A 24,980-nucleotide genomic window follows, 5' to 3' on the forward strand; every position below is an offset into this window, starting at 1 on the left:
CCGGGCGCTGGGCTGCTGGGCTGCTGGGCTGCTGGGCTGCTGGGCGGAAACTAGTACACGCGGACGTCCCTGGGTGACATGACATTTCACGCCTCATAGCAATCAAGCGGTGCGTGGAGCGTGGCCTTGGTGTAATGCTGAGCACGGTGTCCAACGAGGGAGTCGCCCGTGCAGAATCGACCGTCGGCAGCCGAGCTCCTGGAGTCACTGGCCGAACTGCTGGAGGGCACGCTGCTGCCGGCATTGCCGCCCGCGCTGCACCATCGTGCGCGGGTCGGGGCGAATCTGGCCAGGGTTCTCAGTCGCGAGGTCGCACTCGGGCCAGACGCGGACCACCGCGAAATCGAGTTGCTGGCAGCGGTTCCCGACGGCGACGAGCAGGCACTGTGGCAGGCGCTGACCGAGGTGGTGCGCGCCGATCTGGCAATCGCCAAGCCGGGGTACGACAGCTGGGAGGGTGAGTGATCACCGATCCCGCCGCGGGCCTGGCAGCATTCCTGACGGATACTTTCAGTGCAAAGGTGCGGGTCACCGAGGTGGAGGTTCTGTCCGCCGGTGCGCGCCGGCGCAATATCGCCTTCACCGCGAATATCGAGGGTGCGGGCGCGCGCAGACTCGTCGCCACGCTCGTTCCGCCTGCGGTGCAGATCATTTCGGTCGAGACCGAAGCGGCCGTGCGCGAACTGGCTCGCACACAGGGTGTTCCGGTGCCCGAACTGGTGGCGGTGTGCGGCGACCACCGCACAGCGGAGCCGTTCATCATCTCCGACCACGTGACCGGAGAAACCGTCCCGCGCAAAGTATTACGCCTTATCGCGGCTACCGGCCATGCCGAAACGGTGGCCCGTCAGTGGGGCGAGGCGATGGGCAGGCTGCACGCCATCGACCCCGGCGAGGCGCCGCAGTCCCTGCCCGCCGCCGGTCCCGATCCGGCCGCCGACACCCTGCGCACGGCGGAGCAGGGTGTGCGCACGCTACTGGGCGAACGGCCGGTCTTCGCGCTGGCGCTGCGCTGGCTCGAACGCAGGCAACCGGCCCCGCCGCCGCGGATCGCGCTGCTGCACACCGATCTGCGCAACGGCAACATCATTGTCGGCGAGGACGGTCTGCGGGCCGTACTGGATTGGGAAGGGGCACAGCGCTTCGGCGACCCGATGCGCGATGTGGCCTGGTCCGCGCTGCGGATGTGGCGTTTCCGCGAGGACGCGCGGGAGTTCGGCGGTTTTGCCGACCGCGCGAGTTTCGTGCGCGGCTACGAGTCCGCGGGCGGCAACTTCGACGTGGACCGGTTCCGCTGGTGGAAGGTCATGGGCACGCTGGCCTGGGGCGTCGGGCTGGCGTCGCAGGCCGCCGCACATCTGGACGGAACCGTCCGCGACATTGTGATGGCCGCCAGCGGCCGCCGCGTATCGGAGATCGAGTGGGATCTGCTCATGCTGATCCGGCCCGACACGAAAGCTTAGGAGCGAGCGTGGATTTCGAACTGCCACACGAACTGACCGCGTATCTGCGGGAGCTGGACTCGTTCATCGAGGCCGAGATCATCCCGCTCGAACAACAGCACGACAATATCCGCTTCTTCGACCACCGCCGCGAGGATGCCCGCACCGACTGGGACCGCAACGGCCTGCCCAGCGCGGAATGGGAGGAACTGCTCGCCCAGGCCCGCCGCCGCGCCGATGCCGCGGGCCACTACCGCTACGCCTTTCCCCAGGAGTTCGGTGGCCGCGACGGCAATAATCTGGGCATGGCCGTGATCCGCGAACATCTGGCCAAGCGTGGTCTGGGCCTGCACTGCGATCTGCAGAACGAGCATGCCATCGTCGCCAACAATGTCGGACTGCTGCTCATGCTCGAGTACGGGTCCGAGGCTCAGAAGACGCAGTGGGTCGACGGACTGGCCGACGGCAGCAGGTTCTTCGCCTTCGGGATCACCGAACCTGAGCACGGCTCGGATGCCACACATATGGAGACCACCGCCGTCCGTGACGGTGACGACTGGATCATCAACGGCGCCAAGACCTGGAACACGGGTGTGCACATCGCAGACGCCGACCTGATCTTCGCCCGCACTGCCGGGCAGGCTGGTGACGGGCGCGGCATCACCGCATTCCTGGTGCCCACCAGCGCCCCCGGCTTCCAAGTCGAGGAATACCTGTGGACGTTCAATATGCCCACCGATCACGCGCGCATCTCGCTGACCGAGGTGCGCGTACCGAATTCGGCCATCTTCGGGCAGGAGGGCCGCGGCCTCGGAGTTGTGCAGCATTTCTTCAACGAGAACAGGATTCGCCAGGCCGCCTCCAGTCTCGGTGCGGCGCAATACTGCATCGACCAGTCCGTCGCCTATGCCAAGGAGCGCAAGCCTTTCGGCACTCCCCTGGCCGCCAACCAGGCCATCCAGTTCCCGCTGGTGGAACTGCACACACAGTGCGAGATGCTGCGCGCGCTGATCCACAAGACCGCCTGGTCGATGGACACCTACGGCACTTTCACTGTCTCCGAACAGGTCTCGATGTGCAACTACTGGGCCAACCGACTCTGCTGCGAAGCCGCCGACCGAGCCATGCAGGTCCACGGCGGCCTCGGCTACTCCCGCCACAAACCCTTCGAGCACATCTACCGCCACCACCGGCGCTACCGCATCACCGAAGGCGCAGAGGAGATCCAGATGCGCCGGGTGGCCGGGTACCTGTTCGGATTCATGGACCGGGCCGCGGTGAAGGGTGTGTGACAGCGCGCCCGGAGGTACCGGCGTCACGCCAATATTGTTGCCCCACAGTGACGACAGCCGAACCACCCGATACACCGCATCAGTGGTTCTGCTCGATTAACTTGGTCCCATGGGACTTTCCGCCGCCGAGGTGTTCGACGGACTCGGCATCGACTATGAGAAGGCGTTCGCCGGGCTGACGGCGCACCGCGAGGAACTCGAGTGGCTGCTGTCCGAGCTACCCGCACGGTCGAAGGTCCTCGATGTCGGCTGCGGTACCGGGCGGCCGACAGCCGAGGTACTGGTGGCCGCAGGACATGACGTCACCGGTTGCGATATCTCGCCCGGAATGATCGAGATAGCCCGCAACCAGGTCGCCGGTGCCCGATTCGAAGTCGCAGACCTGCGAACACTGTCGTATCCGGCCGAGAGCTGGGATGCGGTGACAGCATTCTTTCCCCTGCTCCAACTGACCAGAGCCGAAATCGACGCCGCACTGGTGAAATTCGCCGATTGGCTGACTCCCGGCGGCATCTTCCTACTGGCCACGGTCCCCGCAGACGTCGAGAGCCTCGACATCGAATTCATGGGAAAGCCCGTCACCGTCAGCAGCTATCCCCCAGAGGAATTCGCCCGCCGCCTCACCACGGCAGGCCTCGAGGTCCTCCACCACCGAGTAGTCGAATTCCACCCCGACCACCCCAATGCCATCCCCGAACACGACCTCTTCCTCGCCGCCCGCAAGCCTCCTGACCAGTAGTCGCGCTAGACCGCCTGCCGCCGTTGCGGCCGGCCCTGCCACCACGCCGCCCGGTTCGCATCGATCTCGTCGGCGTGTACGTACTCCCGGAACAGCTGGGTTGCGCGGTAACCGGCGCTGCCTGCGGCACGTTCCAACTCGGTGATGTCGTGCCAGCGGTGCGCGCGGTCGAGCACTTCCGCGGCGAGTAGCGCCAGGACGGGTAGCGGGCCTGCGGTGGCGGTGGCGATCAAGGCGTCCGCTCCGAGGGTGCCGGCCCATACTGCCCGAAGTTCGTCGGCGTCACAGCGTTGGACGAACTCAAGGACGGTGCGGGGTTTCGTATCTTCCGGACTATCCATCACCAGCCGTATCGCGAGCGCACGCTGCTGGTGCGCGAGATAGTCGCCGATCGTCAGCGCGGGTGGGATCGCATCAGCCACCGGATACGGATGGCGCACAGCCGCCCCCGGGAACGGACTGCCGATCGGGCCGCTGTAATCGAGCATCTTCTGCATCTCCGAGCCCGTCAGCGTGAACACCCACGCCGGCAGCCGCGCGCACACCTTCGTGGACGGCATCCGCAACGTCGCAGGCTCACCACCACTTCCCGAACTTGTGGGTTCGACAACGGGTACGGACGAGTCGTCACCAGATGCTGACGACCCGTCCGAACCCAAAATATCGGTGCCACGCCACAGCGCCTGCCGCAGCCGGGCTAATCGAGAAGCGTTGTCGGACATGTCCAGTACTCCCTCGAACCAGACCTCGGCACACACATGCCTCGGAATCTCCACGGTAGCGACGAAACCCCGCACCGCCCACCGCCCCGGCTCCGTCGACTCACGATCGATATGCGACACATCCCCATACCCGCTCCGTCCATCCAGCCACCAACACTCCTCCAGCTAAGTGCCCGCCGAAGTCCCGCTGGTGTTCTTGGGCCGGTATCGCAGCACTACAACGTCATCGAGCACGGTGGCGTCGAGAAACTCCAATCGACGCCGTGACCCGCCGGGGAAGTTCGCAAGATTGACGAAACGCGGTGCGTCCCGCTGGCCGATCAGTAGCGGCGCTACAGCGACACGCAGTTCATCCACCAGTCCTGCTTCGAGGAATGCTGTGTGAATGTGGGTGCCGCCCTCAACGATCAGCTGAGCGATTCCGCGCCCACCAAGATCGTCGAGCAGCGCACCCCAAAAATCCGGCTCGCCGACACTGATGACTTCAGCAACCGCACTGAGGCTGTCACCCAGCTTCTCGGCACCCTCAAAGCTGGTGTACACCAGCGGCTTACCGGCCTCGATATGGTGATGGAACATGCGAGCAGACGGGTCGATATCGCCGGAGCGGGTGACCGTCACCTTGAGTAGGTTCGCGGGCTTCCCCGCCGCAGTGCGTGCATCGCGACGTTCCTCGCTACGCAGCCACAAACGCGGATCATCCCGGCGCACGGTCTCGGCTCCGATGAGGATGGCGTCGGATTCGGCGCGCAACTGGTCGACACCGTCGAAATCACGCTCGTTCGACAGGTACAGACGCTCGGGAATGGTGTCGTCGATGTAGCCGTCGAGGCTGACGGCAACCGAGAGCACTACGTATGGTCGGGGCAACTCTCGGCCTCCCAGGCGGCGAAGGCGTCACAGAATTCCGCGACACCCGTTTGTGTGCTGGCGGGATCGATCATGCCCGACAGTCGTCCGACCGTGAGCAGGATGCGCGCCGACGTGGTAAGCAGGGCGGCGGCCCGCCGCCCGCCTGCGCCGGTCAATTCACCACCGGCTCAGTGTCTTCCACGTGTCGGTGCACCAGCATCGCGAGCTGTGCCAGCGCTTTAGCCGCCTCGAGCCCGAGAGCGCGGAGTTCGGAAACCGGCACGGTGTTCAGATCGCGAAACATCGCCAACAGGACATGCTCGGTACCAACTTGGTCGGATCCCGCCGCATGCGCGATTTCCAGCGCCGAGGCGAGCAATTTCACCAGGTTGGGCGCGCAGGCGATCGCCATCGTCGGAGTGGTCATTCGGCGTCTCCCGGGGTGACTGCTGACGCACGGCGATGGTACGTATTTTCAGGCGACACTGTGATCACCGCGGCCACTTCGATCACCGTGGCGGGTACTTGGTCCTCGTCGAGATGCTCGAGGCTCGGCACGAATACCGCGTCGACACCGGTTCGGGCTACTACGACGCGCAGGCGATGCATACGCTGTTCCGTCTGCGAGTTGAACACGACCGTTTTTCGCAGGTCATAGCCCAATTGCTTTGCCCGATGGCGGATTTGGTTCTCGTCCCACGCCTGACGGGACCCCGATATGTCGCTGCGGAGGTATCCAACTGCGGAAGGATTCTTGAGAATCATGACTACCCCCTGCTGATCGGGACGTACGCGCGCGGCACCTCGGCGACGAGACGATTCTGAATCTCGGCGACAGTCAACCGTTTCGGCCGTTCTTTGCGATCTGCGCCCGGCATTGTGAAGGCCACGGCGCTGAAGAGCACTAGCGCGACGGCGGTGATTTCGAGGATGATGTGCATGTCGGATGCCTCTCGTTCCCTGCACGCTTCTGGAGTGCACCCGGCACCAGGGATGTGGGATTCGTCCTGGCACCGGGGCTGATTTCAGGGTTCCAGTTGTTCGGGCGTGCGAACAGCGCAAAACTGTAGGCAAATAGGGGCATCGGACCCGCGTGGAGACAGCCGACGAACGAGCAATTCAAGGCATTTCGGCTTGCCAGTGGCTTGACGCAGGGTCAGCTGGCCGAGTTGGTGTGCGATCACGTCGAGGCTGCGACCGGCCACCGCCCGGCAGTTGACGACCAAGCGATCAGCCGGATCGAGTGCGGCGAGATTGCTTGGCCCAGGCGTGCGACACGTCAAGCTCTCGTGGCATTGTTGGGAACTGATTCGGAAGCCGCTCTCGGGCTCTACCCGAAGAGAACCAAGCGTGACTCGAACAAGGACGAAGCCACGAAACGCAGACACTTCCTCGCCCTCGCGGGCCTCGCTGCCCCATTATTGGGCAGTCGGACACCCCCGCATATCGGGACGATCGACGTCGAGCGGATGCGCCGAAAGTTCATCAAGCTCGAAGCGCTGGACAGCGAGCATGGCGGCGGTGACACGTTCCATCTGTATTTCACCGAATTGGCCCGCACCGAGCAGATTCTTCGCAGCAGTACACGGCGACTCCAGGTCTCAGACGGCCTTGTCGAGCTGGCCGCGCAGCAGGCTCAGCAGGCGGGCTGGGCGGCCTTCGATGCTGGTTTCAACGACGTTGCCGTGGGACTGTTCGAGTACAGCCACAGCGCCGCGAAGCAGGCCGGAAGCCTCGAGCTGGAAGCAAATGCGTTCGTCCATATTGCCTATGCGACAGGACAATCCGAGTCAATTCAGGCAGCTGATGCCGCGTGCGCCGCACTCGGAGTTAGTGCGCCGGGGAAGACGGTCGCGATGCTGCAATCGCGGCGCGCCTGGTCCTTCGCCATGGAGGGCGAGACCGACGCTGCTGCCCGCGCCCTCGACGATGCACACGCTGGCCTAGATGCCGGGGATGATGCACCGAGCTGGTGTTCATGGATGAACCACGCCGAGCTCGACATCATGGCGGGCCGCGTGTGGTCCGTGCTGCACCAGCCAGAGCGCGCAATTCCGCGACTCGAGCGCACGCTAGCGGACTACCCAGACGACTGGGCGAGGGACAAGGCGCTGTACCTCACCTGGTTGGCGGACGCTTACCTCGATGCAGGCGATCATGAGCAGGCCGTCGCCGCAGCTGAGCAAGCTTTCACGCTCGCCAGTGAAGTGTCTTCGGTGCGACCGCTCGCACGCGTCCGCGAGACCGCTCAGCGAGCATTCGCCGCAGGTGCGGTCGGCGCGGCGGATCTCGTACGCCGAGCCGCTGGCGCGCGAGCTCCTATTCCTTTGCAGCTGTGAATTTCTCGACCCACTCGACGTAATGCTCGATTGCCCATTCGATGGGCGACGCGACAACCTCCGCGCCACCCGACCATGGGTGCAACTCCACAATCCGATCAGCAAGTTGGTCCCGGACAGCGGCTGACGTTTTTAGGGTGACCCGCCATTCCTGACCCTCACCGAGCTCGTCATCATGCCAGTACACCGACATCGCAGGACCGGTCACCTCAGCGCCGGCGGCAAGCCGTTCGGCCACCACGGTTCGGGCGATCTTCTGTGCATCTTCCTCGGTCGGAGTTGTCGAGGTTACCGCCCACACCCTTACCTCTGTCATGTCGACAACCCTATTCGGACATCAGAATCCATGACAGACGTTCGGCTGGGTGTGCTGGGCAGAAAGCCGGCCAAGGTCTCGCCCAGCCCTCCGGTGTCTCGACGCAGTCGGCGGATCGCGTGACGGTTCCGTCGTCGGCGAATGACGGAGGAGTGCGGTGCGGGCAACGACTTTCGCGGATTACATAGTATGATGCGCATATTTCCATGTTCATACTATTGAGCTATGGGAATGGCAAGGAATCGCACATTTCGACACCGGGTGGCCTACGGGTTCGCAGTTCCCCTCGGCAAAATAGGCTTGCGGGCTTCGTGGCGGCACTCCCCTATGACGACAGGAGCCTCAGGGATGAAGCAGCATCTGATCGCGGCGCGGGAGTTGATTGTGCCGCCGCGGGGGCATGCGCATGGGCCGTTGCCGCCGCTGTTGCTGGGGTTGACGGTGGTTACCGGGGTGGTTGATGCGTTCAGTTATCTCGAACTCGGGCATGTGCTGGTGGCGAATATGACGGGAAATGTTGTGTTTCTGGGGTTTTCCGTCGGGAATGCGCCGGGGTTCGTGTGGTGGGCGCTGTTGCTGGCGGTGGTGGTTTTTCTGATCGGAGCGGTGAGTGGGGGGCGGCTGTATACGCACCTGGGTGCGCATCGCGGGCGGCATCTCTTCGGGGCGGTGACTACTCAGTTGGTGCTGATCACGGCGGCGTGGGTGATTGCGGTGCTTATTGACAACCCTTACCGGGGGTGGGGGCTGGCGATACTCATCGTGTTTCTCGCGGCGGGGCTGGGGCTGCAGAATGCGACGGCTCGGGCGCTGGCGGTTCCCGATCTGACGACTACGGTGCTGACGTTGACGCTCACCGGCATCGCGGCCGATAGTGCGGCGGCGGGGGGCAGTGGAAGCAAGTTGGGGCGCAGGGTGATTCCGGTGGCTGCCATGTTTCTCGGTGCGGCGATCGGGGCTGCGCTGGTTGTGCACGGTCACGGGGCGGCGGCGCTTGCGGTGGCGGTGATCGTGCTCGCGGGTATCACCGGGTTCGCCTACCGGGCGGCGAGATCGACCGAGGCTTGGACGAACAAGCCTTGACATGATCCGGTGGGCAGCCGAATCCGCGGCGAATCGGCTGCCCACCGGCGGAGGAATCAGGCCTTGCGGCCGATACCCGCCCAGTACCAGGCACTTTCGGCGTCAGCGACGGCGGTGGGCTTGCTGGTGAGCTCGGGGCGCCACGCGGCGACGGGGACCAGACCCGGATCGATCAGGGTGGTGCCGGTGAACAGCCCGCTGGTATCGGATTTGCTGCGCGGATAGAAGGTGATGCCGGAGCTTTCGGCGGCTGCCGCGACTCCGGCCATCGCCTCGGGCGCGAAATCCGCTGTGGGATGCGTTATTACGATGTAGCTGCCGGAAGGCACCGCGTCCAGGAGGGCGGCGATGATTTCCTGGGGATGGTCGCTGTCGCGGAAGTACATCATGATCGCGACGAGCATGATGGCGACCGGTTCGGACAGGTCGAGGGTCTCGGTGAGATCGGGATTGCCGAGGATCGAATCCGGCTCGTGCAGGTCGGCATGGATGAACCGGGTGCGACCCTGGGGCGTGCTGTCCATCAGCGCGCGGGCGTGGGCCAGCACGATCGGATCTTTGTCGACGTACACGACACGCGCGTTGGCATCCAGACTCTGGGCCACCTCGTGGGTGTTTCCAGCGGTCGGAATTCCGGTGCCGATATCGAGGAACTGCGTGATCCCGGCCTCGGCGACCAGGTAGCGGACCGCACGCGACAGGAAGGCCCGGTTGGCGCGCGCCATGGTCTTGATGGTGGGGACGTGCTCGGCGATCGTATCGCCCAGCGCCCGGTCCGCCGGATAGTTCTCCTTACCGCCGAGCCAGTAGTCGTAGACGCGGGCCTCGTGCGGGATGGTGGTGTCGATCTCGGTCGGCAACTGGGTGCCGAAAGCGTTGTCGGTCATCGGATCTCTGTTCTGGTCGGGCGGGTGATGGCGAGCGAGTCGAGGGCTTCGGCGGTGCGCTGGGGCGAGGTGGCGCAGACGCACAATCGGTCCCAGAGCGCATTGAAGCGGTCCAGATCGACGGGTTTGTCGAGGAACTGGGGACCGGTGGGGTGCGGGAAGTGGACGATATCGCTCAACTCGGGGGCAGCGAACCGCAGCATGGTGAAGGCGGTGCCGCTGATGGCGGGGCCGCCGATGTGATCGGGCAGCACCTGCACGGTGATATTGGGATGTGTCGCCATCTCCGCCAAATGGCTCAGCTGCCCCTGCCACACCTCGTGCCCGCCGAGCGGGCGGCGCAGGGCCGCCTCCTCCACGACGAACCACGCCCTGGGCGGATCGGCGCGGGTGAGCAATCGCTGCCGCCGCACCAGCGCCTCGACCCGGCGCTGGATATCGGCCGCGGGCTCACGGTCGGCGATCGCGAAGACCGTATGCGCGTAGGAGGGCGTCCACAAGAGCTCGGGAACCAAACCCGGTGCATAACAACGGATGAGCGCGGACGCATCCTCCAGTGCCGAATAGGTGTCCGGCCGCGCGGTCGCCAGATCCGGACCGGCCTGCCAGCGCCCGACGGCATTGGCCCGCTCCGCCAGCTGCAGGAACTCGGCGCGGGTGCCCGCGTCGCGCACTCCGTAGGCGGTCAGCAGATCGGCAATATCCTTGGCGCGGAAGCTCACTCGCCCCGCCTCGAGTCGGCTGATCTTCGAGTGCGAGGCGCGGATCACCCGCCCGGCTCGGTCCCCGCTGATGCCGGCCGATTCGCGCAATCTGCGCAGGCGCACTCCGAGGACGCGGCGGAGCAGTGCCGGATCCTCGCTCGGTTCTTCGGCGATGCAACTACTCCCGACACTGGTCAAGTCCTCGATCATGGCCACTCCCGTCGGCATTACCCATGCGAACCAGAGTGTGCCACAACCTATTACAACTCACACATCGGCGTCCAGCACGTGCAAATGCACGTGCCAGGGGCTATGGTTGGGCGGGAGTCAGCAGGTATTCCCATTGGGGGCCGCGATGAAGAAGAGCGATACCACTCGAACATTCGGGTCCGATCCCTACCGGATCGGCATCACGGATGTTGTCACCAACTATGGGCTGGACGCGGTGCAGCGCAGGATCGAACAATTGCGCATCACCGGACTCCACTACGCCGCAACAGCGATCGAAAGCGAACTCGCGATCGCACGGGTCAGCGAATCGCCGGTGCTCCTGCGCCGGCAGTCGGCATAGCGCTCATCGGGTCGGCGGGAAAACAGAGCCGAGGCTACGGATTCGCCTGTTTTTCCGGATGACCGGCGCCGACGATGCGCAGCGCGAGGTCGACGTAGTAGTCCCCGAGCTCCTCGGGCGACCAGGCGCCGTCCTCGCGGTACCAGCGCGCGATATCGATGCCGAGCGACAGCACCGCGACCGCCGCGATATGCGGATTCGGATTGTCGAAGGACCCGTCGGCCACACCGTGTTCGATCAGGTCGCGGACCTGCGCATCGATGGTGTGGCGAATATCCTTGACCTCACGCTGATGCTCGGGACTGAGCGCGGCGAGCTCGTAATTGATGACGCGCGCGACGGTGTGCGCGCGAGCATGGTGGATCGCGAAATCCCGCACCAGCGCGACGAGTTGCTCGGTGGGATCGGCCGAGGAGGCGATGGCGGCCTGGATGCGCTCCAGGGTATCGAGGTGACCGGTGCGCGAAATCTGGTAGAGCAGTTCCTCTTTGGAGCGATGGTGCACATAGATCGCCGCGGTGCTCAATCCGGCGATCGAGGTGACGTCACGGGTGGTGGAGCCGTGGAATCCGCGGTCGGCGAAAGCGACCACGGCGGCATCGAGCAACCGTGTTCGAGTCTCGTCCGCGCGTGAGCGGTCCTGCGCTTCGGCCACCTGGACAGTCTCCCATTCATTCGGACCGTGGCATGCCAGGCACCCGTCGGCAGCCCTCGCGCACCCGGCCCGGTAGGAGGCCGGGTGCGTGTCATCTCTCAGACCGCGAGCACAAGCTTCCCGGTGTTCGCGCCGGTGAAGAGCATGTTCAAGGTCTCGCCGAAGCGCGCCACCCCACCTTCGACCACGTGTTCGCGGCTCTTGATCTTGCCCTCGGCCAGCCATTGCGCCAGCTGCGCACCGGCCTCCGCATAGCGATCGGCGTAGTCGAAGACCACGAATCCGGTCATGGAGGCCCGGAACACCAGCAGCGACATATACCGCGACGGTCCCGGCGGCGGCTTCTCCTCGTTGTAGGCCGAGATCGCACCGCACAGCACGATGCGGGCGCCGCGGCGCAGATTGGCCAGCGCGGCGTCGAGGATCTCACCGCCCACATTGTCGAAGTAGACGTCGATGCCGTCGGGGGCGGCCGCCCGCAGCTGCCGCAGCACGTCACCTGCGCGGTAGTCGATCGCCGCGTCGAATCCCAGCTCCTCGGTGAGCATCCGGCACTTCTCCGGACCGCCCGCGATACCGATCACGGTGGCGCCCTTGGCCTTCGCGATCTGCCCGGCCACACTGCCGACGGCGCCCGCGGCGGCCGAGACCAGCACGGTCTCCCCCGCGCGCAGCTTCCCGACCTCGAGCAGACCGAAATACGCTGTCATACCGGGCATTCCGAGCGTGCCCAGCCAGGTGGGCCCGGATGCGACGCTCAGATCGACCGGCTGCACGCCGCGGCCGTCGCTGAGGGCGTACTCGGTGACGCCGAAGATGCCGCTGACCGTGTCACCGACCGCGAAGTCCGGATGATTCGATTCGACGACCGTCGCGATATCCAGCGACCGCATCACCTCCCCGATGCCGACCGGCGGCACATAGGAGCGGACATCGTTGAGCCAGCCGCGCATGGCCGGATCCAGGGAGATGAAACCGACCTTGACCAGGATCTCGCCCGGTCCGGGCTCGGGCAGCTCGGTGGTCGTCACATTCCAGGTGTCGGCGGTGGTCAGACCGGTCGGCCGTGCGGCCAGGCGTACCTGCTGGGTCTTCGTCATGCGCCACTCCTTCTCGTACAGGTCGAATTCATCTGCGTGCCTCAGGCTTTCCGGCCCCAGGAGGGATCCCGGCGGCGCAGTTCCATATGCGCGATGGTCCGCTTGTGCACCTCGTCCGGACCGTCGGCCAGCCGCAGCGTCCGCGCGTGCGCGTACATGCTGGCCAGCGGGAAGTCGTCGGAGACACCGGCGCCACCGTGCACCTGGATGGCCCGGTCGATCACCTTCAGCGCCATCTGCGGCGCCGCCACCTTGATGGCGGCGATCTCGGTGCGCGCGTTCTTGTTTCCGACGGTGTCCATCAGATACGCGGCCTTGAGGGTCAGCAGCCGGACCATTTCGATCTCGATGCGGGACTCCGCGATCCAGTCCTGGATATTGGCCCGGTCGGCCACCGGCGCGCCGAAGGTGCTGCGCGACTGGGCCCGATCGATCATCAGGTCCAGCGCCCGCTCGGCCATGCCGACGATCCGCATGCAGTGATGGATGCGGCCGGGCCCCAGCCGCGCCTGGCTGATCATGAATCCGTCGCCCTCGGCGGCCAGCAGCGCGGTGCTCGGCACCCGGACATTCTCGAATACCACCTCCGCGTGGCCTTCTCGGTCCTGATAGCCGAATACCGGCAGCCCGCGCACGACGGTCACACCGGGCGTATCGAGCGGGACCACCATCATGCTCTGCTGCCGATGCTTCGGTGCGTCGAGGTCGGTCTTACCCATCACGATGAGCACCTTGCAGTTCTTGTGCAGCGCATTGGACGTCCACCATTTGCGGCCGTTCAGTACGTAGTCGTCCCCGTCGCGATCCATGCGCAGCTGGATATTGGTGGCGTCGGAACTCGCGACCGCGGGTTCGGTCATGGCGAAGGCGGAGCGGATCTCACCCGCGAGCAGCGGCGCGAGCCACTCCCGCTTGTGCTCCTCGGTGCCGAAGAGCGTCAGCACCTCCATATTCCCGGTGTCGGGGGCACTGCAGTTGGTGACCTCCGGCGCCAGATGCGCACTGCGGCCCATGATTTCGGCCAGCGGCGCGTATTCGGAATTGGTCAGCCCCGGACCCCACTCCGGATGCGGATGGAACAGATTCCACAGCCCGCGCTTGCGGGCCTCGGTCTTGAGCTCCTCCACGATCGGCGGCTGGAAGTGCGGATCGCCGGACTCGACCATCTGCGCTTCGTAAATCGATTCCGCGGGGTAGACGAGCTCGTCCATGAAGGCGAGCAGATCGTCCCGGTAGCGGAGGGCCTTGTCCGAGGGCTCGAACATCTCTACTCCTGATCGTCGTCTGTGTGAGGTCACTTGCGGCCGAGCGGCAGATCGATCAGCCCGGCCAGCACCGACCGGTGGTAGGCGGGACTGCCCAGCCCGATCTGATCGGCCTTGGCCCGCTTGAGGTACAGGTGCACCGGATACTCCCAGGTCATGCCGATGCCACCGTGCAGCTGCACGGCCTCCTCGGCGGCATGCACCGCGATATCGCCGCAGTACGCGGCAGCGACGGCGGTAGCGACCGCGGCATCCGGATCACCGGCTGCGATCGCACCCGCCGCGTATCGAGCTGTCGCACGGGCGGATTCGAGCTCGACATACAGATCGGCGAGCCGATGCTTGAGCGCCTGGAACCCGCCGACCACCCGCCCGAACTGCCGCCGCACCTTCAGATACGCCACGGTCGTGTCCAGGCACCAGGCCGCGATTCCGGCCTGCTCCGAGGCCAGCAGCGCCGCGCCGATCGCCAAACCCACACGCAGCGCGGGCAATCCGGCTCCGGCCTCCACGACCACCCGGCCGGGGGCGGAATCGACGGTGATATCGGCGAGGGGCCTCGTCATATCGAGGGAGACCACCGGCTCGGCCGTGACGGCGGCGGTCGCGAGCGCATGCACCTCGGTGCCCGCCGGCGTCTGCACCGCCGCGAGCAGCACATCTGACTCCAGCGCCCCCGCCACACTGGTGACCCGGCCGGACAATCGGCCGTCGGCATCCTTTGTCAGAGTGGGGATCTGCTCGACCGTCGCGGCCGAGAACGGTGCGAGCAGGGCCGCGGTGCATTCGCCGGTGGCAAGTTGACCGATGAGTTCGGAGTCGCCCGCCAGCAGTACCGTCGCGGCGATCACGCTGCTGGTCAGGAACGGCACCGGAGCGGCGTAGCGCCCCAGTTCCTCCAGCACCACCGCGGCCTCACGGGCGGAACCGCCTGCGCCACCCCGGTTTTCGGGGATCAGCAACCCGGCCAGTCCCAGCTCGGTGGTGATCGGTTTCCACAGTGCGCGCGTCAGTGACCGGTCCCCCGCGTACGCCGTCAGCACCGCCGCGGGATCGCACCGCTCAGTCAGCAGGCTCCGCACCGCCGCGCGCAGCGCCGTCTCGACATCGGTGTCGAGCAGCAGGATGTCCTCGCTCATCGGATGAGGTCCTTCCAGGCGATGTCCTTGTCCCCGCGGGCTTCCGACGGCAGGCCCAGCACCCGCTCGGCGACGATATTGCGCATGATCTCCGAGGTGCCGCCCTCGATCGAATTGCCTTTCGCACGCAGATAGCGATAACCCGCTTCGCGCCCGGCGAAATCGACGCGGTCGGGGCGCACCATGGTCCAGTCGTCGTAGCGCAACCCCTCCTCACCGAGCAGTTCGACTTCGAATCCACTGAGCTGCTGATTGATTCGCGCGAACGAGAGCTTCAGCGCCGAGGTCTCCGGCCCCGGCTGCCCGCCCGCGACCCGCTGCCGCAGCCGGGTGCCCGCCAGCCGCGCGGCCTCGGCATCCACCCACAGTCGCAGCAGCCGGTCGTGCAGTTCCGGGGTGTGCTTATCGGCATTGTTGCGCCAGGTCCGCGTCACCGCGCCCAGCAGCCCGCTCTCGCGGGGCACCGGACGCCCGCCGATGGATACCCGCTCATTGTTGAGGGTCGTATTGGCCACCCGCCAGCCCTCGCCCTCCTGGCCGAGGCGGTTCGCATCCGGAATGCGCACATCGGTGAGGAAGACCTCGTTGAATTCGGCCTCACCGGTGATCTGGCGCAGCGGCCGCACATCCACGCCCGGATCGGTCATATCGCAGACGAAGTAGGACAGTCCGGCATGTTTCGAGCGGTTCGGATCGGTGCGGGCCACCAGAATCGCCCGCTGCGCCTTGTGCGCGACCGAGGTCCAGACCTTCTGCCCGTTGACGATCCAATCATCACCGTCGCGCACCGCGCGGGTGCTCACCGCGGCCAGATCGGATCCGGCGCCCGGTTCGCTGAACAGCTGGCACCAGATCTCCTCCCCCGCCCACAGCGGCCGCAGATAGCGCAGCCGCTGTTCGGGTGTGCCGTAGGCGAGGATGGTCGGCGCGGCCATGCCGAGGCCGATGCCATTGAGTTCGGGATTGTTGCCCGGCGCTCCGGCCTGCTCGAACAGGGCGTCGACAAACGGTTGCAGTTCCCGGTCGACGCCCAGCCCGCCCACGCCCTGCGGGTAGTACACCCAGGCCAGGCCCGCATCGAAGCGGGCGCGGTGGAACGTCACCGGATCGGTGGCAGCCGGGTCGTGCTCGGCGAGCAGGGCGGCCACGCGCCCGCGCAGATCCTCCCGTACGGCTTCGGGATTCGTCATCTGTCCTTCTCCTGGAAAGCGGCGATTCCGGCGCGCAGCAGCGGATCCACCATGTCTCCCACCCCGTCGAAACCGGAACCCACGGTCTGGCCGTGGATATAGCGGTAATAGATGCCCTCGGCGATCACCGCGAGCTTGAACGACGCCAGCGCGACATAGAACCCGACATGCGTCAGATCGCGACCGGCGAGCCGGGCATACCGGTCGAGCATCTCGGATTCGGTCAGGAAGCCCGGCGCCGCGGCCACATCGGTCACGCCCGGTACCCGGCGCTGCCCCATCCGCTGATAGACGAGCAGCAGACCGATATCGGTGAGCGGGTCACCGAGGGTGGCCATCTCCCAATCGAGCACGGCGGCAACCTGATCCGCGTCGTCCACCAGAACATTGTCGAGGCGGTAGTCACCGTGCACGATCCGCGCCGCCGATTCCGGCGGTTGCTGTTCGGCGAGCAGGCGGTGCAATTCGACGGCGGCGGGCAGGTCCCGGGTGTACGAGGCGTCGAGCTGCTTCTTCCAGCGCCGCACCTGGCGTTCGAGGAAGCCCTCCGGCCGTCCGAAGTCCCCCAGCCCGACGGCCGCCGGATCCACGGTGTGCAGGGCGGCGAGCGTATCGATCAGACCGGCCGACACCGTGGCCGTCCGCACCGGGCCCAGCACCTCGAGTTCAGCGGCGGTGCGGTACGGCGTCCCGACCACCAGTTCCATCAAATAGAAAGGCGCACCGAGGATTTCCGTGTCTTCGCACAGCGCGTAGGTCTCGGGCACCGGAACATCGGTGCCCGCGAGAGCGCTGATCACGCGGTGTTCCCGGGACATATCGTGCGCGGTCGCCAGCACATGACCCAGCGGCGGCCGACGCAGCACGAACGGCGTTGTGCCGTCGGTGATCTCATACGTGAGATTGGATTTTCCACCGGCGATCAGGCGGCCTTGCAGCGGCCCCTTCGCCAGATCGGGCCGATGAACGGCCAGCCAGTCGGCGAGCCGGTCCAGATCGAGGCCCGGCAGCTCTCCCGGGCCCTCGAATGCATTCATCGCCTTCGGTCCTTCCGTATTCAGTTCTTCGGGCCGCCGGCCACATAGATCACCTGGCCGGAGACGAACCCGGCGCCCTCGCTGACGAGGAACGAAATGGTGTGCGCGATATCCTCGGGCTGCCCGGCGCGCGCGACCGGAATCGTCGACACCACAGCCTTTGTGAAGTCCTCGAACGGAACGCCCATGCGCGCGGCGGTGGCCGCGGTCATCTCGGTCTGGATGAATCCAGGAGCGACGGAGTTCGCGGTGACGCCGAACTTGCCCAGCTCGAGCGCCAGCGTCTTGGTGAAACCCTGCAGACCGGCCTTGGCCGCGGAGTAGTTGACCTGGCCGCGATTACCGAGCGCGGAGGTGCTGGAGAGGCTGACGATGCGGCCCCACTTCTGCTCGATCATGTGCCGCTGCACCGCCCGCGACATCAGGAACGAGCCCCGCAGGTGCACGTTCATGACGGTGTCCCAGTCGTCGACGGACATCTTGAACAGCAGATTGTCGCGCAGCACGCCCGCATTGTTGACCAGAACGGTCGGCGCACCCAGTTCGGCGGCGACCCGATCCACGGCCTGGTCGACGGCGGTCTCGTCGGACACATCCGCACCGACGGCGAGTGCCCGCCCGCCGGCCTTCTCGATCTCCTCGACGACTGCGCCGCAAGACTTTTCGTCCAGATCGAGCACGGCGACGGCCATCCCGTCGGCGGACAGCCGGCGGGCGACGGCCGCGCCGATGCCGCGCGCCGCGCCCGTGATGATCGCGATTCGCTGGGGCTGATTGCTCATAGGTGTCTTCTCCTCGGAAGAGTGGTCAGGGGCCGATGTCGGTGTGGTGTCAGACGCCGCCGGTGAGCGTGACGCCACCGTCGACGACCACCAGCTGCCCGGTCATCCAGCTCGCATCCTCGGAGAGCAGGAAGGCCACCACGCCGCCGATGTCCTCCGGTACGCCCAGCCGCTTGAGCGGATAGTTCGCGGCCACCTCGTCCTCGTGCCCTTCATAGAGCGCGGAGGCGAATTTGGTCTTCACCACCGCGGGAGCGACGGCATTGACCCGAATATTCGGCCCGAGTTCGACCGCGAGCTCCTGGGTGATGTGGATCAGCATCGCCTTGCTGGAACCGTAGAACCCGATGCCGGGAGCCGGTTTGGTGCCCGCCACGGACGAGATGTTCACGACCGCACCGCCGTGCTCGTTCATCCAGGCCTTGTAGATCTGCTGCACCCAGGACAGCGCGGCCAGGCAGTTCACCTCGACGATCTTGCGGGCGGCGGCAAGATCCAGCTCGACCATCGGGCCGAAGACCGGATTGATGCCGGTGTTGTTGACCAGCAGATCGGCACTGCCGAAGGTGGTGATCGCGCGCTCGATGGTCTCCGCCTGATGTGCGGCGTCATCGGCGCGACCGGCGACGGCCAGCGCGTGGGTGGGACCGCCGAGGATCTCGACCGCTTCGTCGAGCGCCTCCTTCTTGCGCGCGGTGATCACGACCTTCGCGCCCTCGTCCACCAGGCGCTGGGCGATGCCGAGCCCGATGCCGCGGCTGGCGCCGGTGACGATCGCCGTCTTTCCTTCGAATCTGTTCACAGAGTGGTCCTTTCGGAGTTCGGGCGATCCGGGCCGGCCCGCTCGGAGCAACTTACTAAGCGCTTGGTAACCCATGGCCACCATGCGGGACGCAGGCCGCGCAGGTCAAGGGAACAGGTTTCCGACTCTACTGTGACTCGCAACACACTATCGTGGAAGCGACGTCCCCACCAGGCATGACAACCGCAATACCGAATCCGGATTCAGATTGTCAGGACTCGGCGACACCGCTCAGCAGCTGCTCCTGATAGCGCCGCATGCCGGACAGCCAGCGGTCGTAATCGGAGCCCTTGCGCCGGTACATATCGAGGACCTCCGGATGCGGCAGGATGAGGAACCGCTCATCGTCGACGGCCGCCATGACCACCTCGGCCACCTCCTCCGGGGTCAGCACCGCGCCCGCCGAGGTCACCGCCCGGGTCGCCGCCTCGCCGATCGCGTCCCCGGAGTTCTCGCCCGCGCGCAGCAGCTTCGTCTCGACGCCCATGGGGCACAGGCAGCTGACCCGGATCCCGCGGTCGCCGTAGGTCACCGACAGCCACTCCGCGAAGCCGACGGCCGCGTGCTTGGTGACCGAGTATGCGGCCGAACCGATCTGGGTGAGCAGACCCGCGGCAGAGGCGGTGCCGATGAAGTAGCCCTCGCCGCGCTCCAGCCAGCCCGGAACGAGCAGGCGGGCGGCGCGCACATGCGCCTGGAGGTTGACGTCGATGGTGGTCAGCCAGTCCTTGTCCGCGCCGAGGCCGACGGGTCCGGCGACACCCGCATTCGCGAAGTACAGATCGACCGGGCCGAACTCCGCTTCCGCTCGGGCGATGAGCGCCTCGATCTGCGCGATGTCGGATACGTCGGCGCCCATGGCGACCGCCGCGCCGGGATGGTTTTCGCCGATCGATGCGACAACACCCGCGGCGGCATCGGCATCCAGGTCGGCGACCACAACCTTGGCTCCCTCGCGCACCAGCCGCGCGGCGAGCGCACCGCCGATTCCGCCGCCGCCACCGGTGACGACCGCAATCTTTCCCGCGACCTGCACAGGATCTCCTTCCGAGTCAGAGACTCGAGTCCAATGGATTCGAGTGGATAATCTCGCCTGTCTACTCGCCTCCGGGGCCGCATTTCAAGGCCCGAATGCCCGCTCTGCACTCGTCGCGATGCTTAACTCGGTGCAGCACATGCCATTTCGGCCCATAGTTGAACTCAACGTCACTTTTGCATACCGTGTGTTTCAGCCGGGACCGGCAGGGCAGCATGTCAGGTGGAGGACGAGATGACCGCACGAGATCTGCTCGAAGACTGGCAACGGCTGGGCAGTCGTCAGGTAGCCGCCAATGGCATCGAACTGCGTGTCGTCGAGCATGGCGACGGCCCCGCGGTGGTGTTCTGCCACGGCTTTCCCGAACTCGGATTCTCCTGGCGGCACCAGGTTTTCGCGCTGGCCGACGCGGGTTTCCGCACTCTCACCCCGGATATGCGCGGCTACGGCGGCAGCTCGCGGCCCGATCGGGTCGAGGACTACGACATCCTCACGGTGTGCGCGGATCTCATCGGGCTGCTGGACGCCTACGGTCTCGAGGACGCGATCTTCGTCGGGCACGACTGGGGCGCATCGGTGGTCTGGCAGCTGGCCCGCGCCTATCCGGATCGCGTGCGCGCGGTCGCCGGTCTGAGCGTTCCGGCCACCCCGCGGTCCTCCGCGCCGCCGGTGCCCATCCTGCGTTCGCGGCTCGGCGACGACTTCTACATGTGCTGGTTCCAGGAGCCCGGGGTCGCCGATCCGGTACTGGCGGCGGATGTCCGCCGCACGCTGCTGCAGGACGAGGTGCTCAGCGCCGATACATTCCTCGACACCGAGGCGGCCGAGCCTCCGATCCCGGAATGGCTCTCCCCCGCCGAATTCGACTACTACGTAGCGACTTTCACCGCGACCGGGTTCACCGGCGGGCTCAATTACTATCGCAATCTCGATCGCAGCTGGGAGCGGACCGCCCACCTGGCCGATAAGATCACGCAACCGTCGCTGTTCATCGCCGGTTCCGCCGATCCCGTCATCCGCTTCACGCCGCTGGCGAAAATGCCTGCGGTGCTGGCGGATCTGCGTGGTTCCGTCATTCTCGACGGCGCGGGGCATTGGATTCAGCAGCAGCGACCGGCCGAAGTCAATGCCGCCCTCATCGACTTCGCGCGCGAGATCGGCTGATCAGCGCAGCATCGGCCGATCAGACCGCCGGAGCGGTGCGCAATTCCAGTACACCGTAATCCGGGGTGATCCCGCAGGCCTGTGTCACGGCGATGCGCTGGTCGAGCATGTCGGCGATGTCCTCCGGGAACGGCGCCGGACGCCGCGATTCCAGATCGATGTTCACCGCCAGGAATTCGAAGGAGTTCGCGACCTCGCTCGTTGTCAGATTGAGCAGGTACGACACTCCGCGCAAAGCCTTGGCCGTGCGGCCGATATGGCCGACGTGCACCGAAACCTCGTGCCCGACAAGCACTTCGCGCAGATACTTGACGTGCTGCTCCTTCGCGAACGACCCGAACCTGCCCGCGTGCGCACGATATCCGAGGTCGCGGTGCGTCTGCCACAGACCTTCACCGTGCAGCCCGTAGTAGTGCATCACGTTCATATGCCCGTTGCCGTCCTCGAATTCCGGCGGAATGACCCGGCCGAATCCACGGGGCAGTGCGAGCACCTGGGCGAAGGACGGCAGCAACGCGACCATGAACAACCTCTCCTCGCCGGTGGCCTCGTCGCCACCGGTCAGCCGAGCTCCATTCCGGGGCCGGCTTCCGAGACCGAGGATAACTCGGGTTTCAGTTGCAGCCCATTGATCCACAGCTGGGTCAGGGTCGTCACCAGCTTCTCGAACGAGATGCGCTGGTTCTGCACGAAAACGGTATAGGCCATCCGGCTCACCATCGCCGACAGCGCGTGCGCGGTGATCATGGGGTCGAGATCGGCGGCGGCCTGCCCGGATTCCTGGAGAGAACGGATCAGGCGCGCATTGCGCTGCACGAATGCCCGGCCGCGCTCGACCCGCATGCGCCGGAAGTTCTCATCGACATGCGCGACCTGCTCGAACAGCGCCATCAGACGCGCATTGCGCTTGTAGGACAGGAGGTAATCGCGATTCGCGGCCTCGATCAGCGCCCGCACATCGGTGATCCCACTGCGCGCCTGCACATGCGGATGCAGCATCTCCTCCTGCACCTGCTCGACCAGTGCGGCGAAGATCTCTTCCTTATTGTCGAAATAGGTATAGAACGACCCCGACGCCATGCCCGCCGTCTTCGAGATGTCCACAATGCGCGCGTCCAGGTATCCGTCGCGTTCGAAGACCGCGCGCGCCGCCGCGATCAGCGCGATGCGTGTCCGTTCGCCGCGCTGGGTCCGCGGCGCCATACGGCCCGGTTCGTTCTCAGCCGCAATGGATTCGGACACCTGCGCTACTCACTGCCTGTCGATCGGCGGACACTCCGGTGGGCAACCGTATCACCGCCGCGGAAGGGCTCCGGTACTGGTGAGAATCGTTTCCGCGACGAGGGCCGGATTGTCGATCATCGGCACGTGCGCGACGCCGGGCAGAATCTCGAAGCGGGCCTGCGGAATTCGTTCGCGGGCGATCCGGCCGTTGACGTCCACCGGGAGGATCGCGTCCAGGGCCGACCACGCGAGCGTTATCGGGCACGGCAGCGGGTCCAGCGGCGCGATCTCCTCATGGTTGCCGAGGAGGTCATCGGCGACCGTGCAACCGAGGAGGTCGCGTGCGGCCTCGAGGGCCTGCGCCGGTGACAGTCGCTCGCCTCGGACGGCGATATCGCGCAGCGCCAGCCGCCGGACGATCGGCGAGCGCATGGCGAGCGGTTGCAGTGCGGGTGTCAGCCGGGTGAGAGCGATCATGCGGCGCAGCTTCTTCACACCGGAGGTCTGGCCGGCCGCGCCCGCATCCCAGAAACCCGCTGGTGAAAGCGCACAAACACTGTCAGCGCGGCCACGCCGCGCGAGTTCGACAGCCATCCAGCCGCCGAGTGAGTTCCCGGCCAGGTGGACCCGTTCCAGGCCGAGGTCGTCGAGTACCCGTTCCGCGTCATCGACCAGGTCGCCGACCGTGGCCGGGCGCCGGACCGCCGGCGGGCCACCGCGATGCCCGAGCGCCGTCAGCGCGACCACGCTGTGATGAGCGGCGAGTAGCGGGGTGACGTCCTGCCATGCCCGCGCGGACATGGTGATGCCGTGCAGCAGGACGAGCGGCGGCCTATCGGGATTCACACGGTGAGCTTCGCATGCCTCTCGAGCGATGGAAAGCCTGTGCGCACACCACTTCCCGGCGCTCGATCAGGGGCGGCCCGACGTGATACGGCCTACCGGAAGGGCGTGATTTCCGAAAGTCGGCCGTCATGCACCTTGTTCACCCATTCCGGGTCGGCCAGCAGTGCCCGGCCGAGCGCGACGATATCGAACTCGCCGCGCTCGAATTGCTCCTGCAGCACCTGAAAGCGCTGAGCCTGGGTCTCGTCGATTCGATCACCGTGGAAAACGCTGTCCACTCCGACGGAACCCACGGTGATCACCGGCAGTCCGGTGATCTTCTTGGTCCAGCCCGCCAGGCTCATATCGTCTGCGTGCTCGGTGAACTCGGGCTGCCAGTGCCGCCGCAGCGACGTGTGGAAGATATCCACGCCGGCTTCCACCAGCGGCGTCAGCAGCTCTTCGAGCTCTGCGGGAGTCTCAGCGACCCGGGCCGTGTAATCGGCGCCCTTCCACTGCGAATAGCGGTAGATGATCGTGAAATCAGGACCGACGGCCTCGCGGACGGCCGCTACCACGCGAGCGGGGAAACCGGCGCGCCGCCGCAGCGTTCCACCGTATTCATCCTGCCGGTGATTGGTTGCGGCCCAGAAGAATTCATCGAGCAGATACCCGTGCGCACCGTGCAGTTCGAGTCCGTCGAATCCGATTTGCTTCGCCAGCGACGCCGACTCCACATACGACTCGACCAGCGTGTCCAGATCACGGGGGGTCAGGGACTGCCCCACCTGCTGACCGTTGTGGTTCACGCCGGACGGGCTCACAGAGGCAACCTCCGGCTCGAATTTCGGGCTGTCACCCCGTGTCACACCGGTATGCCAGAGCTGCGGCACAATCGCGGCGCCTTCGGCGTGCACCGCCTCCACCACCGCCCGCCAACCGGCGGCACTGTCATCGTCGTAGAACCGCGGCACCGCCGCCTCCGGCCCGGCCGCCGGGCCGCGCACATAGGTGCCCTCGGTAATGAGCAGCCCCGCACCACCGGCCGCATGAGCGCGGTAGTACTCGATGTTCTCCGCATTCGGAACACCGCCCGGCGACTGCATTCTTGTCATCGGGGCCATCGCGAATCTGTTCCGCAACCGCAACGATCCCGCCCGGAACTCGGTGAAGAACTCATCGAGTTGGATAGAAGGGTCCTCGACCGCTCCTTGTGACATGAGGCACATTTCCTTCCGGTTCGACCACTGCACTTCGAATTCCGGGGAGAACATCGCGGACGTCTCAGTCATTCCCTCGCCCGAGTCGAACCGGCCCGAGCGGTCAGAAATCGGCATCGGGGCGGCCATTTCACCGTGACGTGAGTTTCCCGCCCCGATACGGCGGAAGGTTAACGGGCTGAGCGCATCTCAGGACCGGAGTGGCAGGTGGAAGGTAGCCTCGGACACGAACGATCAGGCGAAAGGGCGAACGGTGTCCGGTGAGAATTTGTTCAGCGTCTTCGGTCGAATGACGGCGCTACCTGGCCAGCGGGACGAGTTGATTGCCCTGCTACTGAAGGGGTTACGTGCCAGCGAAGATGGCGGGCTGCTCAGCTACAGCATCAATACGGCATTTGACGATCCGGACACTATTTGGCTGACTCAGCTGTGGGCCGACAAGGACGCACATGATGCGACCACACGATCCGAGGCGGTCGTTGCGGCCAGTGGTCAGGTGGCCCCGCTGCTGGCACAGCGACCCGAAGGGTTCTACGGGCATGCCGTCCATGTTCATGGCGGAATCTCCGACTAACTGGAACACGTTCTAGGTAC

At 65.9% G+C, this 24,980-nt stretch carries 31 protein-coding genes; 9 read left to right on the plus strand and 22 right to left on the minus strand.

Going from position 1 to position 24,980, the window contains the following annotated elements:
* Positions 1-168 precede the first annotated feature (168 nt).
* The 4 genes from OG326_RS26025 to OG326_RS26040 all read left to right on the plus strand — a co-directional run bounded on the left by OG326_RS26025 (position 169) and on the right by OG326_RS26040 (position 3,473).
* Complete coding sequence (locus tag OG326_RS26025) at positions 169-465, plus strand: hypothetical protein (RefSeq protein WP_327139738.1); 297 nt, start codon at positions 169-171, stop codon at positions 463-465.
* Positions 465-1,463: a phosphotransferase family protein gene (locus OG326_RS26030; protein ID WP_442791052.1), complete on the plus strand. Its 999-nt coding sequence runs from the start codon at positions 465-467 to the stop codon at positions 1,461-1,463. Before OG326_RS26025 ends, OG326_RS26030 begins: the two co-directional genes overlap by 1 nt.
* An 8-nt stretch (positions 1,464-1,471) precedes the next feature.
* Positions 1,472-2,734, plus strand: a complete 1,263-nt coding sequence (locus OG326_RS26035; protein ID WP_327139739.1) for an acyl-CoA dehydrogenase family protein — start codon at positions 1,472-1,474, stop codon at positions 2,732-2,734.
* A gap of 109 nt (positions 2,735-2,843) precedes the next feature.
* Positions 2,844-3,473: a class I SAM-dependent methyltransferase gene (locus OG326_RS26040; protein WP_327139740.1), complete on the plus strand. Its 630-nt coding sequence runs from the start codon at positions 2,844-2,846 to the stop codon at positions 3,471-3,473.
* A gap of 5 nt (positions 3,474-3,478) precedes the next feature.
* Here OG326_RS26040 and OG326_RS26045 read toward each other — a convergent pair whose 3' ends face one another.
* The 6 genes from OG326_RS26045 to OG326_RS26070 all read right to left on the minus strand — a co-directional run bounded on the left by OG326_RS26045 (position 3,479) and on the right by OG326_RS26070 (position 5,988).
* Complete coding sequence (locus OG326_RS26045) at positions 3,479-4,195, minus strand: hypothetical protein (RefSeq protein WP_327139741.1); 717 nt, start codon at positions 4,193-4,195, stop codon at positions 3,479-3,481.
* A gap of 165 nt (positions 4,196-4,360) precedes the next feature.
* Positions 4,361-5,047 (minus strand): RibD family protein, encoded by a 687-nt coding sequence (locus OG326_RS26050; RefSeq protein WP_327139742.1) that lies wholly within the window; start codon positions 5,045-5,047, stop codon positions 4,361-4,363.
* Positions 5,047-5,223, minus strand: coding sequence for a hypothetical protein (locus OG326_RS26055; protein ID WP_327139743.1), 177 nt, complete (start codon positions 5,221-5,223; stop codon positions 5,047-5,049). The genes OG326_RS26050 and OG326_RS26055 overlap by 1 nt, the downstream gene beginning before the upstream one ends.
* On the minus strand, positions 5,220-5,474 hold the full coding sequence (locus tag OG326_RS26060) for a Clp protease N-terminal domain-containing protein (protein ID WP_327139744.1): 255 nt from the start codon (positions 5,472-5,474) through the stop codon (positions 5,220-5,222). The genes OG326_RS26055 and OG326_RS26060 overlap by 4 nt, the downstream gene beginning before the upstream one ends.
* Complete coding sequence (locus OG326_RS26065) at positions 5,471-5,812, minus strand: hypothetical protein (protein WP_327139745.1); 342 nt, start codon at positions 5,810-5,812, stop codon at positions 5,471-5,473. The genes OG326_RS26060 and OG326_RS26065 overlap by 4 nt, the downstream gene beginning before the upstream one ends.
* Positions 5,813-5,814: 2 nt before the next feature.
* The gene (locus tag OG326_RS26070) at positions 5,815-5,988 is read right to left on the minus strand and encodes a hypothetical protein (RefSeq protein WP_327139746.1); all 174 of its coding nucleotides are present in this window, start codon (positions 5,986-5,988) and stop codon (positions 5,815-5,817) included.
* Between the two features lie 204 nt (positions 5,989-6,192).
* Between OG326_RS26070 and OG326_RS26075 the strand changes: the two genes are divergently transcribed.
* On the plus strand, positions 6,193-7,386 hold the full coding sequence (locus OG326_RS26075) for a tetratricopeptide repeat protein (protein ID WP_327139747.1): 1,194 nt from the start codon (positions 6,193-6,195) through the stop codon (positions 7,384-7,386).
* Here the strand turns inward: OG326_RS26075 and cutA are convergent.
* Positions 7,367-7,702, minus strand: a complete 336-nt coding sequence (gene cutA / locus OG326_RS26080) for a divalent-cation tolerance protein CutA (protein WP_327139748.1) — start codon at positions 7,700-7,702, stop codon at positions 7,367-7,369. The genes OG326_RS26075 and cutA overlap by 20 nt on opposite strands.
* Before the next feature lie 348 nt (positions 7,703-8,050).
* On the opposite strand from cutA, the gene OG326_RS26085 reads away from it, so the two are divergent.
* Positions 8,051-8,785, plus strand: a complete 735-nt coding sequence (locus OG326_RS26085) for a YoaK family protein (RefSeq protein ID WP_327139749.1) — start codon at positions 8,051-8,053, stop codon at positions 8,783-8,785.
* A gap of 56 nt (positions 8,786-8,841) precedes the next feature.
* Here the strand turns inward: OG326_RS26085 and OG326_RS26090 are convergent, their stop codons facing one another.
* Both OG326_RS26090 and OG326_RS26095 read right to left on the minus strand, forming a co-directional pair.
* Complete coding sequence (locus OG326_RS26090) at positions 8,842-9,672, minus strand: SAM-dependent methyltransferase (RefSeq protein ID WP_327139751.1); 831 nt, start codon at positions 9,670-9,672, stop codon at positions 8,842-8,844.
* Positions 9,669-10,586: a DUF5753 domain-containing protein gene (locus tag OG326_RS26095; RefSeq protein WP_327139752.1), complete on the minus strand. Its 918-nt coding sequence runs from the start codon at positions 10,584-10,586 to the stop codon at positions 9,669-9,671. The genes OG326_RS26090 and OG326_RS26095 overlap by 4 nt, the downstream gene beginning before the upstream one ends.
* 145 nt (positions 10,587-10,731) lie before the next feature.
* On the opposite strand from OG326_RS26095, the gene OG326_RS26100 reads away from it, so the two are divergent.
* The gene (locus tag OG326_RS26100) at positions 10,732-10,947 is read left to right on the plus strand and encodes a hypothetical protein (protein WP_327139753.1); all 216 of its coding nucleotides are present in this window, start codon (positions 10,732-10,734) and stop codon (positions 10,945-10,947) included.
* Between the two features lie 34 nt (positions 10,948-10,981).
* Here the strand turns inward: OG326_RS26100 and OG326_RS26105 are convergent, their stop codons facing one another.
* From OG326_RS26105 to OG326_RS26145, 9 genes are all read right to left on the minus strand, one after another.
* Positions 10,982-11,602 (minus strand): TetR/AcrR family transcriptional regulator, encoded by a 621-nt coding sequence (locus OG326_RS26105; protein WP_327139754.1) that lies wholly within the window; start codon positions 11,600-11,602, stop codon positions 10,982-10,984.
* Between the two features lie 98 nt (positions 11,603-11,700).
* A complete protein-coding gene (locus OG326_RS26110) occupies positions 11,701-12,702 on the minus strand; it encodes an NADP-dependent oxidoreductase (protein WP_327139755.1) in 1,002 nt (333 codons plus the stop codon).
* A 41-nt stretch (positions 12,703-12,743) separates the two neighbouring features.
* Positions 12,744-13,967 (minus strand): acyl-CoA dehydrogenase family protein, encoded by a 1,224-nt coding sequence (locus OG326_RS26115; protein WP_327139756.1) that lies wholly within the window; start codon positions 13,965-13,967, stop codon positions 12,744-12,746.
* A 29-nt stretch (positions 13,968-13,996) separates the two neighbouring features.
* Complete coding sequence (locus tag OG326_RS26120; protein WP_327139757.1) at positions 13,997-15,106, minus strand: acyl-CoA dehydrogenase family protein; 1,110 nt, start codon at positions 15,104-15,106, stop codon at positions 13,997-13,999.
* A complete protein-coding gene (locus tag OG326_RS26125; RefSeq protein WP_327139758.1) occupies positions 15,103-16,296 on the minus strand; it encodes an acyl-CoA dehydrogenase family protein in 1,194 nt (397 codons plus the stop codon). Before OG326_RS26125 ends, OG326_RS26120 begins: the two co-directional genes overlap by 4 nt.
* Entirely contained in the window at positions 16,293-17,333 is a 1,041-nt protein-coding gene (locus OG326_RS26130) for a phosphotransferase family protein (RefSeq protein ID WP_327139759.1), read from the minus strand. The genes OG326_RS26125 and OG326_RS26130 overlap by 4 nt, the downstream gene beginning before the upstream one ends.
* Before the next feature lie 20 nt (positions 17,334-17,353).
* Complete coding sequence (gene fabG, locus OG326_RS26135; RefSeq protein ID WP_327139760.1) at positions 17,354-18,115, minus strand: 3-oxoacyl-ACP reductase FabG; 762 nt, start codon at positions 18,113-18,115, stop codon at positions 17,354-17,356.
* A 49-nt stretch (positions 18,116-18,164) separates the two neighbouring features.
* Positions 18,165-18,917: an SDR family oxidoreductase gene (locus tag OG326_RS26140; RefSeq protein WP_327139761.1), complete on the minus strand. Its 753-nt coding sequence runs from the start codon at positions 18,915-18,917 to the stop codon at positions 18,165-18,167.
* Between the two features lie 211 nt (positions 18,918-19,128).
* Positions 19,129-19,953, minus strand: coding sequence for an SDR family oxidoreductase (locus OG326_RS26145; RefSeq protein WP_327139762.1), 825 nt, complete (start codon positions 19,951-19,953; stop codon positions 19,129-19,131).
* A gap of 234 nt (positions 19,954-20,187) precedes the next feature.
* Between OG326_RS26145 and OG326_RS26150 the strand changes: the two genes are divergently transcribed.
* Positions 20,188-21,117: an alpha/beta fold hydrolase gene (locus OG326_RS26150; protein WP_327139763.1), complete on the plus strand. Its 930-nt coding sequence runs from the start codon at positions 20,188-20,190 to the stop codon at positions 21,115-21,117.
* Between the two features lie 19 nt (positions 21,118-21,136).
* On the opposite strand, the gene OG326_RS26155 is transcribed toward OG326_RS26150, so the two are convergent.
* From OG326_RS26155 to OG326_RS26170, 4 genes are all read right to left on the minus strand, one after another.
* The gene (locus tag OG326_RS26155) at positions 21,137-21,640 is read right to left on the minus strand and encodes a thioesterase family protein (RefSeq protein WP_327139764.1); all 504 of its coding nucleotides are present in this window, start codon (positions 21,638-21,640) and stop codon (positions 21,137-21,139) included.
* A 38-nt stretch (positions 21,641-21,678) separates the two neighbouring features.
* Positions 21,679-22,359 (minus strand): TetR/AcrR family transcriptional regulator, encoded by a 681-nt coding sequence (locus tag OG326_RS26160; RefSeq protein WP_442790827.1) that lies wholly within the window; start codon positions 22,357-22,359, stop codon positions 21,679-21,681.
* A 51-nt stretch (positions 22,360-22,410) separates the two neighbouring features.
* Positions 22,411-23,187: an alpha/beta fold hydrolase gene (locus tag OG326_RS26165; RefSeq protein WP_327139765.1), complete on the minus strand. Its 777-nt coding sequence runs from the start codon at positions 23,185-23,187 to the stop codon at positions 22,411-22,413.
* Between the two features lie 92 nt (positions 23,188-23,279).
* Complete coding sequence (locus OG326_RS26170) at positions 23,280-24,386, minus strand: NADH:flavin oxidoreductase (RefSeq protein ID WP_327139766.1); 1,107 nt, start codon at positions 24,384-24,386, stop codon at positions 23,280-23,282.
* Between the two features lie 253 nt (positions 24,387-24,639).
* Here OG326_RS26170 and OG326_RS26175 point away from each other — a divergent pair, with 253 nt between their 5' ends.
* Complete coding sequence (locus tag OG326_RS26175; RefSeq protein ID WP_327139767.1) at positions 24,640-24,960, plus strand: putative quinol monooxygenase; 321 nt, start codon at positions 24,640-24,642, stop codon at positions 24,958-24,960.
* The last annotated feature ends 20 nt before the right edge of the window (positions 24,961-24,980 follow it).

This window comes from Nocardia sp. NBC_01327, from assembly GCF_035958815.1.
Lineage (GTDB): Bacteria > Actinomycetota > Actinomycetes > Mycobacteriales > Mycobacteriaceae > Nocardia.